We start from the raw sequence: 12638 nt of genomic DNA, 5'->3' as shown, positions 1-12638 counted from the left end.
CAATGGGCGCACAAACAACAGGTGAAAAAGTATTTAGCGTTATTAATACGCTGCTGATGCTGCTTCTTTGTTTCGTTACGTTATACCCGTTTTTGTATGTTCTGTTTGCCTCCTTAAGTGAGGCATCGAGTTTTATTCAACACCGGGGCATGCTGCTGAAGCCGCTCGGATTCAACCTGGAAGCATACAAAGCGGTTTTCCAAAATCCGATGATTACGAGCGGTTACAGGAACACGCTCTTCTACGTGACGGCCGGAACGGCAATCAATCTGTTGATGACGGCACTTGGGGCATACGTGCTTTCCCGCCGAAATTTGTATTTCAAAAATGTGATGATGTTCGGGATTGTGCTGACGATGGTTTTCAGCGGCGGATTGATTCCGAATTATATTCTGATCAATAAGCTGGGGATGATGAATACACCGTGGGCTCTGCTGATTCCCGGCGCCATCTCCACCTTTAATATGATCATTATGAGAACCGCTTTTCAGGGAGTGCCGGTTTCCTTGGAAGAGTCGGCTAGAATCGATGGAGCGGGGGAACTTACCATTCTGTTCCGAATCGTCATTCCATTGTCTATGCCGGTGATTGCGGTCATGATTTTATGGTATGCGGTTGGGCATTGGAACTCTTACTTTTCGGCGCTGGTCTATTTGCGGGACCGCACCATGTATCCGCTGCAGCTGATTTTGCGTGAAATTTTGATTGCCAATTCGACCGACTCGATGTCAACGGGCGTCGCAGCGGACGACAAATATGCGATTGGCGAGACGATCAAATATGCAACGATTATCGTTTCCACGCTGCCGATTATTTGCTTGTATCCTTTCCTGCAAAAATACTTCGTCAAAGGGGTATTGATCGGCGCCATTAAGGAATAAAATGGTGCCCACCCCTTACCGATTGCATTATAATGAATTTAGATATACATTTTAACGCATTAAATGCATGAAATGGTAGGGGGGATGCTTGTTGAAACGGCTGCTTCGTCCGCTTGGATTCCGCAATTTGAGAAGTGTATGGATGACGATGTTAATCTCCAACCTGGTTCTTCTGCTGATCCCTGTATCGATGGGAGCTTTTTTGTATACCAAAGTGGAAGCAAGCCTGCAAAATGAGGCTAACCGTTCTAACCAAGCGATGTTGGAGCAGCTTAAGCTGTCTTTGGACAGCAAACTGAACGAAGTGAAAAAACTTGCGCAGCAGATTGTTTTCGATCCGAAGCTCGAGTATTTATTAAAGCTGAATGAGGATCAAAACAGCCCGGATCGCTATAAATTTATCGAATTTATGCGGGACACGATGTCCCGGCCGGGCAACATTACCAACTTTATATTGGATTATTACGTATACTTCCGCAATAGCGATCTGGTACTGAAGTCCGGTCTGTTGACGGACTCGCATAAATTTTATGATATGTATTACAGCTACCAGGGCATGTCATATGATCAGTGGCGGGAAGGGATGCTAACCAGCTTTCACACGATGGCATATCTGCCTTCGGCTACGCTGCTCCGGCGCGCGGAATATGATCCCATGCAAAGCATCCAGAAAACTCCGCTGAACGTCATTACGTTTACGCAATCTCTCCCCGGACGCGACCGGAGCGACATTACGGGTAGTTTTGTCATTTTGATCGATGAAAGTCAAATCAAAGCGATGTTTGCCCAGATTGAATCCGCAAGCGACAGTTCGATCTATATCGTTGACGGCGCTGGGAGAACCATCATGGCATCGGATAAGGAGCCACTCCCTTCGCAGCTTTTGTCACGGATCAACGGGAATGGAGGTCTGTTCAACGAAACCTTGAACGGGGACCCGAAAGTTATTTCGTATACCCCTTCCCAAGAGGAAGGTTGGAAATATGTTTTAGTTACGCCAAGAAGCGTTTTTATGCAGCAAGTTATTCTGATTAAAAACTGGACGATCATTTTGTTTGCCTTATGTCTTACCGTCGGCTTGTCGGCCGCTTTTATCTTTACATACCGAAACTACAGCCCGCTGCGAAGAGCGGTGAACGCCATTCTCAGAGGGAAAAATTGGAGCGGCAAACCGTCTGTAAATGAATACGACTTTATTTTGCAAACCATTGAAGGCTCTTTTCATGAAGAAAAGACGCTGCGTAGCATGTTGGCCCAGCAAACTCCTGTCATACGTTCCAATTATCTTTCGCGTCTGATCCGGGGGCAAATGGACGTGGATACCTCGGAGAAGGGCGGGCAAGCGCTGATGTTTATGGACATTTCATTTGTAAGCGATTACTTCGCAGTGATCGTTGTCCAGCTTGACAGCATTTTGAGGTTCAACGAGGAGCAAAGCGAGGAGATGTGGGCGCTCGCCAGATTTATCGTCTCCAACATCGGCATGGATATCATCCAAGGGCCGCATAAGGCTTTTGCCGTCGAACTGGACCACGACCGGGTGGCCTTGCTGAACAACTTTTCGTCGGAACAGCCCAGGGATGCGGAGCAAGTCATCAAGGAGATGTCTGAGTCGCTGAAAGACCTGATCGAGCAGCGGTTCAAAATTGATATTACCGTGGCCGTCGGTCTTCCGCACGCCGGGGCGAAGAGCGTTGGCGAGAGTTATGCGGAAGCGGTGGCGGCGCTTGAATACCGCATCATTAAAGGCGGAGGGACGATTATCTACTTCCAGGATATTACGAACGTCCACTCGCATTATTATTATCCGATCGACATCGAGGTGCAGCTGATCAATTTCGTCCGCAGCGGGGACACGGAAAATGTTCTTAAGCTGCTGGACACGATTTACATGATGAACTTTGAGTCAGGCAGCATTACGCCGGAATTCGGCAGATGCCTGTTCTTTAACATCACAAGCACGTTCCTGAAGATCATCAATTCAACCGGGACGGACCAGCATGATATTTTAGGACAGGATATTGACCTTGTAAAGGATGTTTTTTCGTATGAGACCGCGGAAGGCATGCAGCAGCGCATCAAAAAACTGTATGAATTGCTGACCGAATCGCTTGTTACGGATCGTACCGATCATTGCATTCAGCTGCTGCAGGATATGGAGCAATTTTTGGAGGAGCATTTCACGGACCCGAATATGGGCCTTGGCATGATGGCCGAACGCTTTGAGATGACGCCTCAATATGTATCTACTTTTTACAAAAAGCATAGCGGCATTAACCTTAGCGACTATATTACCAGAAAAAGAATTGAGCTTGCCAAGCAGCATATGTGCGACAAGGACCTCACCAACGCCCGGATCGCGCAGCTTATCGGATATACAAGCGACGTTGTTTTTATCCGTGCCTTTAAAAAGCTTGAAGGGGTTACGCCGGGCAGGTACCGTGAGAACATGCTGTCTTATGCTTCCGATGACGCCGGATAATGGGATGCCATTGTTCAACCACCATACTACTCACTGCCATTTGGTGCCAATGTTGCGTTTTTTTCGATCAGAAAAAAATAGGAGGCTGTTTCCTTGGGAATCCCCAAAGAAACAGCCTCCTTCATTCCATCGATATTGCCTTGATAAGGGCAATTTTCTCTTTCAGACTTGTCGCTATAAGACGCGCGCCGGCGCTCTGCCAATTGTAGTAACATCCCAATCCCGTTCAATGATATACTTTTTATAGACGAAGAACGTCCTTTTGCCTAGCGGCTGAAGGGCGTTTTTTATTTCTATTGAAAGGGGAGCGTATTCGAATGAACTTTGAGCAAGCGCATCAAGCATTCATCGACCGACACCTCGCCTCTCGAGCAGGTGAGAGAAGAGGGCGACTTCTCAGAGGACACAATTATGCTGAAAAGCTACTGCTCCAAAATGTGTGGTGGCCTATGTTCGGTAATCTGGATCATCTGCACCCCGAGTATGAGATTTATGATTGGAACCGCAAATCACAATTTCTAGATTTCGCGTTTATGCCGCCGTTTGGTCGTTTCGGAATAGAGTGTGACGGCTTTCAAAGTCATGTCAAAGACATGGATCGTGAAAGATTTAGCTACGCTCTGAATCGAGATACATTTCTTACAGGAATGGGATGGAAAATGATTCACTTTTCCTTTGACGACGTGCAAAACCGTCCCGAAGTATGCCGAATGCTACTGCAATTAATCATAAGTCCGTATCTACTTCGCAACAAGACTGTGTCTTCAATCTCACCAGTTGAAAGAGATGTACTCCGGCTGGCATGGAGCATGGGAAAACCGTTGCGCCCAAAAGATGTTATCGACCGTTATCAAGTAAACTTTCGCACAGCCCGCAAATGGTTGCAGGCATTAGTGGAGAAAGGGTTGCTCCGTTCGATCATTCAAGGCAAATATACTTGTTACTATGAAGTGAGGGAAAACATCCCGGAGCAGTTGTTGTAAGAGGAGTATGGTTAACGATGCTGTATCGCACGTATACGCTGACATGATATTGGTTATGGCATCTTAATCTTGTATTTTATACAACAATGGACTGAAAGAAGGCCTGATTATACTGATATTGTTGTAGATTCTACAGTAATTTCCCTTGTTGAGAGACTAACAAATTATTTAATATCCATATTGTTGTACAAAGTGCAACAATGTAGCCTTTGGCGCTGAGTCACGAAGTAATGTTGCACTCTGTACAACTTCCTACAACCAATTGTATTGTATTGAGCTGAGTATGTACGAAATTATGGAGTACCCTTGTTCTATCAGCAAACAAAGCTAGGCCGATAGAACGGTAGGAGGGAATAGATGTGTAAATAGTTGAGTCGCAATTCATTTTCCTTGACTCAAAAGAGACATCAGATCGTTGGCATTGACCAATCGGGAACAGCAATTGCAAGATGAAATTGTTACGGAATCGTTTGTGAATTTTGTGGACATTAACATAGGTTTTGTAGTGGCTGGGAGCTTCGAAACGGTTTATTACGCGAAGGGGAACGAACTAGACTTCGGCGGCGGTAATCCTCATTATCATGGAATCTTTGAGTATATCGGGCGAAATAAACTTCGACTCAACCATCCAGTTCAAATAGCTGGCGATCAAGGAGAACAGCAGACTGTACTTATGAAAGAAGCAATAGCAGCTAAGCGTAGCTGCAGCATAAGTCCACCCAAAAAGAGTGCGCAGAGATTTGCGCACTCTTTTTGGGATGTATCAAATCAAATTTCTCCTGTTCGAGAATCTGAACCCATCGGTCCCGCTAAAAGATTTGCAGAAACGATGTCCCACCAGCTTCAAATTCATTGTAATTAGATCGCTGATCGGCTTTTCATCTTCAATTACTAGTATATTCGCCACTTTTAGGTCCCCCGTAAGTTGTGTCAGTTTATGACTATGGTGATACGCGAGCGGAGCAGGCAGTAAGACCCTTACACTAATAAACAAAATAGCCCGCGTCCGACGCGGGCTATTAACTCTATTTCTTCCTACCAGCCACCGGATTTTCCGGATAACTAATCCAATCACTCCAGCTGCCCCCGTACAGCTTCACATCCTTGAAGCCTGCTTCTTCCAGTGCGAGCACATTCGGGCAGGCAGAGACGCCGGATCCGCAGTACACAATTACATCCTTATCCTTCGGAACGTCGTGGAAGCGCTGCAGAATTTCCTCGATGCTGATCCAGCGTCCTTGTTCATTCAAAAGCTCTTTCCAGAAGTAATTCACAGCTCCTGGAATGTGACCAGCGACGGGATCAATGGGCTCCTCGACGCCCTCATAACGGCGTTGTTCCCGGGAATCGATGAGATAAGCCGATCCGTTGTTGATTGCTTGTATGACGTCCTCAACATCCACCAGCATGGTCTGCTGGATTTCCGGTTCATAACGGACCGGAATGACGACCGGTGTTTCTGCCGTCATCGGGTAACTCGCGTTCTTCCACGCCGAGAACCCTTGATCCATAATATAAACGTTCTGGTGCCCCGTATATTTCAACATCCACCAAAGCCGGCTGGCTACCATGCCGCTCTGATCATCGTATATGACAACACGTTTGTCTTTATCGATGCCTGCATGGCCGAGCTTCCCGGAAAATACGTTCATGTCCGGCAAGGGATGGCGTCCGCCATGCGATGAAAGGGGGGATGAGAGGTCTTTATCCAAATCCAAGTATACTGCGCGTGGAATATGCCCCTCCTTGTAACCCTGCCTTCCGGTTTCGGGCTGCCCTAATGTAAAACGGCAGTCAACAATGACCAGGTCCGGTTCAAACATTCGGGCAAGGAGCCACTTCATGGATACAATATATTTCATAAAGAAAGGCACCGCCTTTGCTGGAATGTACATGGGATTTATATTAAGCTGCAGCCAGCTGCTCCATGAATTGGTTGAGTTGACCGAAAGATTTGGATAGAGTAGTGGCCGCCACTTCATGTTTGGTAGCAAGCTCGGTTTGAGTGACAGGAATATCGAGCGCACGTGTGTACAGCTGATCCAAAGCTGCCTTAAAGCCGCCTGGCTTGCGGAATCGCGGAGATTCCTTCAGACAGAAACCATTCCAGAGAATGAGAACGTTAAAAAGAACGACCATTTTTTCTTTCTCATTGTGCTCATAATCGTTGTATAGCTGTGGGAATAGTTCTTCCGCCAGCTCACGGTAAGAATCGTTATCCCATTTCATTTCCCGAAGCGATGCTGTGAACTCCATCATATTAGACGGTGCATTCAGCATAGCCTGCTTCTCTTCTTGGGAAGGTTCGATATGATGGGGTTGTCTTTCTGCCTCGCGGTCTTTCTCAAGACAACATTTTTTGTATTTTTTGCCGCTGCCGCAGTGACAGGCATCATTTCTACCTATCTTGTTCAAAAAACTCACTCCTCAAATGGTTGTTTAACGGATTAATTATAACTCATCTATAATATCATAAAAGATAATATATAATTTGACCACCTGTTGAACTGGGATTACCCTGTATTTTCGATAATTTCTTATAAAAAAAGACAAAATTAAGGCTTATTCCCTTCTTTGAAAGAGAAGGGAATAAGCCTTTTGGGTGAATTAACCATGTTCTTCTATTCAACAGGTATAAGTGCGAATGTTTATTTTTTAATGGCATTCATAATAAGAGAGGTGTATACAGCAGCTCCTTCAGGCTCCAGATGTACACGGTCTGATCTGAAATATTCGGGATGATCCTTACTTGCAGCATACCAATCCACAAGCGTGGTATTCGGGAACTTCTTGCTGGTCTCAGCCAGCATGGTGTTTACGTTGCGCTCCCAGTCTCTTGGAACTTTAGTGTTTACAAGAATTACTTGTTTGGCCGTGCTCAAGGAACTGAGCAGAGACTTCAAATCCTTCTCAGCAAAAGCTCCGTTCGTTCCCAGGCCAATGATTACGACCCCGTTCAGCCGTCCTTTGGCTTTTAGCCCTGGGATTAGCTCATCCGCCTGATACATTTGCCGGCCGATCTTGGCATCAATCATTATTCCAGGAAGCTGTTTTTGCAGATAAGGCGTGACACCGACCATTACAGAATCGCCTATCGCTGTGACGGATGATCCGTCCTGAGGCTTTTGTGTACCGCCGCCTGGCTGTTTCGAGTTGTTGGGTTTCTTGACTGTACTATCCGATGGTTTGTTGCCTGGTACCTTGGATTTATCCGGATTCTCGGCAGGTTTTTCCTTTTCGGGTGTACCTGGTTTACCGGAAGACTCGTTTCCATTCTTGCTGCCATCGGGATTCTTAGCTGCTGGCTCTTTATGTACAGGATTTTCTGTTGGCACAGCTGCATGGTCCTCTTCAGGATTCTGGTCCGGCTTGGGTTTCTTTACAGGTGTTGCTCCTTGATCTCCGGAAGTAGCCGTACTGTCCGGAGGGGTGTCATTACCTTGGGAAGGAGCTTCTATACTGTTATCCTGCTCTGGCTCTACAGCTGGATCAGCAGGGGGTATAAGGACGTCCACGAAAGCTTCTTCGGATTCCTGAGCCGTTGTAGCTCCGGAGACGCTTGTCATCATCCCTGCACAAAATATTCCGATCAACACAAGAGTGCTGCATGAAACGACCCAGCTTTTTAGAGAGATCCGTCTCAGACGCCATTGTGGATGACGCACTTTTTGCCATAGTGTTTTAAGGGCTCCATGGCGAATCGGCTCCTCAATAAACTTCCAGGATAGGGAGGCCAGAATAACGCTGGCTGCAACCTGCAAGGATGTGTGCAAGACGCTGTTCCCTATCGGGTTCCCGTCAGGGCTTGTAAGGATGAGAACCGGATAATGCCATAAGTAAATACCGTAGGAACGGACACCGATCCATCGTAGAGGTTTACTTCCCAATATTTTGCCGAGCAGTGCTGCTGGATGAGCCAAGACAGCAACGACGACAGCTGAGGCAAGAGACAGAATGACCATACCGCCCTGATAAAGACTCGCATCATAGCGGTCTGTTTTCCACATCATGTACAAGACAAGGACGAGAGCGGCTGTTCCGGCGGTATCCAACCCCAGACGAACGAGAGGTGAGGCATTGGAGGACCGCTTATAGCTAGGCCAAATAATGGCGAGTGCGGCTCCAATCAGTAGTCCGAATGCCCGAGTATCTGTTCCGAAATATACACGGCTTGGATCGCTGCCAGGCTCGTAAAGCAGTACCATGGTTAACGCTGAGATACTCGCAAGGATGCAAATAAAGTATAACATCTGTCCACGGCGTGGAAATACATGAAGACCGATTAGCATAATGAGCGGCCATAAAAGATAAAACTGCTCTTCTACCGCTAGGGACCACATATGTCCTAAGGGAGAAGGAGGGCCGAAAGATTCGAAATAAGATATGTCTTGAAAAATAAACTGCCAGTTGCTTATGTATGTAAGTGCCGCTGTGACGTCTCCTCGGAGCGTTGACATTCGGGAGTGATCGAATAGAGTAACCCATGCAACAATGATGATAAGCATAGCGAACATGGCTGGAAGCAGCCGCCGGAATCTTCTGTACCAGAAATCCTTCAGGTCGAGTCTGCCATTTGTGCGCCACTGCGCTGCCAGTATATCTGTGATCAAGTAGCCGGAGAGCACGAAAAATATGCTAACTCCCAAGAAACCACCAGGGGCAAATTCAAGGCCCCAATGATAGCTCATGACGCCGATCAACGCTAAAGCTCTAAGTCCATCCAGTCCCGGCATGTAGCGAGATTCTTTTTTCAATGGTTCAGGCACAGGTTATCACCCCTGCCTTGCACGAATTACGGAAGTTTTTGTCGTAAAAAAACCGGTTTGCCGCAGTGAAGTTCATATTCACAAACGTCTGGGTGCTATTATACAAGAAAGTCATTTGGAACATGTTAAACCTTCCCTTTCCAAAACAAGATGTCGTAGGTTAATACTAGCACTGCAGGAAAAAAAGTAGGTGACAAAAAGGTAAACCTGAGGAAACATATCGATGTCAATAAAAAGACAGAATTTTAACTAACCCTCATGTCGAAAAAAAACGAAAGGTAGAAAGAGGTGTCGGCTCGTTGTTAACTACCGTCTGCAGCTCCATAAAGAAGAGGAGGTGTCTGTAACCTCCCCCCGTAGCCTTTAATGTGTATTCCAATAATTACTAGCTAATAGCCCCCTCCTTTTTTTTGAAAAAAGTTTTGAGTGCCTCGTAAACCTCGCCTTTGTCCTTGATCACATGGTATAAAAACTGATCCATTTTTATGTTCTTATACGCTGACATCAGCGTGCTGCTGCGGTTGTACTGGTTGACTTCGCCATACCCGAACATATTACTTACTTTGAGAAGCTCACCGATCAGCTTAACACATCGTTCATTATCTGAGGTCAGGTTGTCGCCATCCGAGAAATGAAAGGGGTAGATGTTGTATTTGGAAGGGGGATAGCGTGAGTGGATAATATCGAGTGCCTTAATGTAAGCCGAAGAACAGATTGTACCTCCGCTCTCACCACGTGTGAAAAAATCCTGCTCGGTTACTTCTTTGGCTTCCGTATGGTGTGCGATGAACACAATTTCAACTTTTTCGTACTGCCGGCGAAGGAAACGTGTCATCCAGAAGAAGAAGCTGCGGGCACAATACTTCTCGAAGGAGCCCATCGATCCTGATGTATCCATCATGGCAATGATCACTGCATTAGACTCGGGAATGACCGTGTCATCCCACGTTTTATAACGCAGATCGTCTGGACTGATGTGATGAATACCTGGATTGCCTGTTGTTGCATTACGGCGGAGATTTTCCAGAATCGTTCTCTTTTTATCGATATTCGACATGATGCCTTTTTTACGAATATCGTTGAAGACGATGGAATGCGTTTCGATCTGTTCTTTATCCTTGGGCTGAAGCAGTGGGAGCTCGAGTTCTTCGAACAGCATGTTTTCAAGCTCTTCGATACTGACCTCTGTCTCCACCACATCCTGACCCGGCTGGTCTCCGGCCTTCTCTCCCTTTCCGGGTGCCTGTTGTGAAGGATCGCGGCCGAGAACGTCACCAACCTGGCTGTCACCGTCTCCCTGCCCAACATGCTTTTGCTTCTGGTAATTATAAATGAACCGGTACTCGTCAAGGCTGCGGATCGGCACTTTGATAATCTGCTTGCCATCCGAGAGAATAATGTTCTCCTCTGTGATGAGATCAGGCAGGTTCTGCTTGATTACTTCCTTGATCTTACGTTGATGGCGAACCTGGTCCTGGTAGCCTTTGCGGTGGAGCGACCAATCTTCACGGGATACGACGAACGACAGGGCATCTTCGTTTTTCACGGACAGGCACCTCCCACTTTCGGCCTTTGCCTAATACGGTCATAAGGTCTGTAGTATTTCATTATATTCTCGCAAGCGGTTGTTATGTGAGTGTGGATGGCAGGGAACTCGGTTTTCAGCTTGGTCTATTTTTGAATAACGAAAGAGCCTGCCTCAGCTCACATGATGTGTAAGCTGTGACAGGCCCTTTAATAAAATGCATACTCTTTACATTAAGAAAGTGCCTACTACGATGGAAACCCCGATGATGATCGAACGCAGTAGCTGGGCGACCGCCATATTGCCCTTCGCGATTTCTTCGCAAACTTTAAATTGCGGCGTGATCCAGTCAAAGATGAGATATACGAGACAGAGAATGGCCATTCCGATCAGTGACCAAATGATCATCTGCAACCAGGAATGCGAACTGTAGGATACCATGGCAACGATGATACAGAGACCAAGCAGCTTGCTTCCCATGTACAGACCTGCTGCCGTATTTCCTCCCGTGATTTCTTTGCGGTCGTCAAAACGTGTCAGAGAACTAAACACAAAATAACCAATGATAAGTACACCGAGAATAATACCTAAACCGATCATGACATTGAGTAGATTCGACCCAAAATTTTGCAAAAAGATGCTCCTCCTTTAATAATGATGAAATTTAATCTTCAGGTGCGAAGATGGCGGCAGGAAGGTAGTAAGCACCGTCTCCGGTAACCTTTCCTCCTATTCTGGATAAAACGCCGCCGAAGCGGCCGCCCACCACGAAAGCTCCTGTCAGGAGACGGCCGTTGTACACACCTTCTTCTGTTTCGACCTCTGCCGAAGGCATAGTCCAGTACTGTTGATAAATCTTTGGTTGATTGCCGTAATATGCGAGAATATCCTCGTCTTCCTCATCGGGACTTTCGTTCGTCGAAGGTGCATCAGCATCTTTTTCCTGACTCCCATGAAGCGAGGTTCCTTTCCCTTCACGGCCCCAATAGCTTTTGGCGACATACGGTATATTCTGCAGCTTAAAGGGCTCAGGACTAAAATAGGTGGGCAAACAGTACGTTGAAATAATCTCAAGCTCTTCAGGTTCAAACAATGTGAATCCACAGTAATCAGCGGTCTGATGATTTCGCTCATACAGCGACCAAAGTGTCGCGAGAAATCCTTTGCTCTGCAAAATGAAATTTTGCGGCGGATTGATTAATCCGATCTTGCCCGCAGCTGCCAACTCCAACAATGCTTCACCGACATTGAGACCCGAGGTCTCATCCCGGTCCTGTGTCAGATACTCAAGCGGGTAAAGCCGGTACCAAATGTCGATTTGGCGTCCGTTATGGTAAAGGCCTTTACCTGGTATGATGTCCAGCTCCTCCAGCGGAGCATAGTGAGCAGGAACGTTCATTCTACGCAGCTGCTCCATCAGATAGAGCGTATTGAAGCGGTCTTCATCGTGCCAATCATAGCAGCTGAATGTAACGGATTGCTCAAGGCCTCGAGCTTTATAAAAATCGGCGAAGGCAGCTAATTCTTCCCCCAGCAAGCCTTGCAGGTTAACCGAAGGGCCCTTCCATGATGTATGGCGTTTAAGAATCTGTCCCTCAAGGTAAGCAGACTCCGGAATACCTGTCGGTGTGTCGGCATTGTTCTCGATTATTTTCATCCCTTGCGGTCCAAGGATCCAATCCTGCCGGGTTATTCCGCCTAACGGAATTTCTTCGCGAATAAGCGGCAGAAGAGAGGGGGGGATGTCGAGCTGCTGAATCAGGTAGCTATCTGGCATATACCGTTGTACAAAACGCATGGTTTTACGGAATATGGCATCCATCGCTTCTGAAGCGGCGCTCAGTTCTGATATTTCTTCAGGACGGTATAAAGCGATAGAAGGAAGGCAGTAAGCTTTTCCATACATACGGTGATAAGGAACGGTGCGGGAGGTTTCTCCACCATATACGTCCTCCTGAGTACTGCCCAGAGGATATATAGGTCGTAATGAATCGGTCATCG

General features: G+C 46.7%; 11 protein-coding genes. 4 read left to right on the top strand and 7 right to left on the bottom strand.

What is annotated here, in order from left to right; all coding sequences use genetic code 11:
- Positions 1 to 2: 2 nt before the first annotated feature.
- A complete protein-coding gene (locus MNQ98_RS23110; protein ID WP_241930346.1) occupies positions 3 to 881 on the top strand; it encodes a carbohydrate ABC transporter permease in 879 nt (292 codons plus the stop codon).
- A gap of 91 nt (positions 882 to 972) precedes the next feature.
- On the top strand, positions 973 to 3363 hold the full coding sequence (locus tag MNQ98_RS23105; protein ID WP_241930345.1) for a helix-turn-helix domain-containing protein: 2391 nt from the start codon (positions 973 to 975) through the stop codon (positions 3361 to 3363).
- A gap of 26 nt (positions 3364 to 3389) precedes the next feature.
- On the opposite strand, the gene MNQ98_RS23100 is transcribed toward MNQ98_RS23105, so the two are convergent.
- On the bottom strand, positions 3390 to 3566 hold the full coding sequence (locus tag MNQ98_RS23100; RefSeq protein ID WP_241930344.1) for a hypothetical protein: 177 nt from the start codon (positions 3564 to 3566) through the stop codon (positions 3390 to 3392).
- A gap of 114 nt (positions 3567 to 3680) precedes the next feature.
- Here MNQ98_RS23100 and MNQ98_RS23095 point away from each other — a divergent pair, with 114 nt between their 5' ends.
- Together MNQ98_RS23095 and MNQ98_RS23090 are read left to right on the top strand one after the other, a co-directional pair.
- The gene (locus MNQ98_RS23095) at positions 3681 to 4346 is read left to right on the top strand and encodes a hypothetical protein (RefSeq protein ID WP_241930343.1); all 666 of its coding nucleotides are present in this window, start codon (positions 3681 to 3683) and stop codon (positions 4344 to 4346) included.
- 415 nt (positions 4347 to 4761) lie between these two features.
- Positions 4762 to 5208, top strand: a complete 447-nt coding sequence (locus MNQ98_RS23090) for a hypothetical protein (protein ID WP_241930342.1) — start codon at positions 4762 to 4764, stop codon at positions 5206 to 5208.
- A gap of 163 nt (positions 5209 to 5371) precedes the next feature.
- Here the strand turns inward: MNQ98_RS23090 and MNQ98_RS23085 are convergent, their stop codons facing one another.
- The 6 genes from MNQ98_RS23085 to MNQ98_RS23060 all read right to left on the bottom strand — a co-directional run bounded on the left by MNQ98_RS23085 (position 5372) and on the right by MNQ98_RS23060 (position 12636).
- Positions 5372 to 6208 carry a sulfurtransferase gene (locus MNQ98_RS23085; RefSeq protein ID WP_241930341.1) on the bottom strand — a complete coding sequence of 279 codons (837 nt, stop codon included), beginning with the start codon at positions 6206 to 6208 and terminating at the stop codon, positions 5372 to 5374.
- A 43-nt stretch (positions 6209 to 6251) separates the two neighbouring features.
- Positions 6252 to 6761, bottom strand: a complete 510-nt coding sequence (locus MNQ98_RS23080; protein ID WP_241930340.1) for an SEC-C metal-binding domain-containing protein — start codon at positions 6759 to 6761, stop codon at positions 6252 to 6254.
- Positions 6762 to 6994: 233 nt separating this feature from the next.
- On the bottom strand, positions 6995 to 9112 hold the full coding sequence (locus MNQ98_RS23075) for an acyltransferase family protein (protein WP_347272232.1): 2118 nt from the start codon (positions 9110 to 9112) through the stop codon (positions 6995 to 6997).
- Positions 9113 to 9497: 385 nt separating this feature from the next.
- A complete protein-coding gene (gene yhbH / locus MNQ98_RS23070) occupies positions 9498 to 10658 on the bottom strand; it encodes a sporulation protein YhbH (protein WP_241930339.1) in 1161 nt (386 codons plus the stop codon).
- A gap of 207 nt (positions 10659 to 10865) precedes the next feature.
- A complete protein-coding gene (locus MNQ98_RS23065) occupies positions 10866 to 11237 on the bottom strand; it encodes a DUF350 domain-containing protein (protein ID WP_481856785.1) in 372 nt (123 codons plus the stop codon).
- 64 nt (positions 11238 to 11301) lie between these two features.
- Positions 11302 to 12636 carry a glutathionylspermidine synthase family protein gene (locus MNQ98_RS23060; RefSeq protein ID WP_241930338.1) on the bottom strand — a complete coding sequence of 445 codons (1335 nt, stop codon included), beginning with the start codon at positions 12634 to 12636 and terminating at the stop codon, positions 11302 to 11304.
- Positions 12637 to 12638: the final 2 nt, after the last annotated feature.

This window comes from Paenibacillus sp. N3/727, assembly GCF_022637315.1.
GTDB classification, from domain to species: Bacteria; Bacillota; Bacilli; order Paenibacillales; family Paenibacillaceae; genus Paenibacillus_AQ; species Paenibacillus_AQ uliginis.
Note: the sequence above shows the minus strand (reverse complement) of the source record. Positions and strands in the feature narration are given on the sequence as shown.

Coding starts and splice junctions, on each gene's coding strand:
- MNQ98_RS23065 (WP_481856785.1), bottom strand. CDS start 11,237: ATGATCGGTTTAGGTATTATTCTCGGTGTACTTATCATTGGTTATTTT.
- MNQ98_RS23110 (WP_241930346.1), top strand. CDS start 3: ATGGGCGCACAAACAACAGGTGAAAAAGTATTTAGCGTTATTAATACG.
- MNQ98_RS23085 (WP_241930341.1), bottom strand. CDS start 6,208: ATGAAATATATTGTATCCATGAAGTGGCTCCTTGCCCGAATGTTTGAA.
- MNQ98_RS23060 (WP_241930338.1), bottom strand. CDS start 12,636: ATGACCGATTCATTACGACCTATATATCCTCTGGGCAGTACTCAGGAG.
- MNQ98_RS23095 (WP_241930343.1), top strand. CDS start 3,681: ATGAACTTTGAGCAAGCGCATCAAGCATTCATCGACCGACACCTCGCC.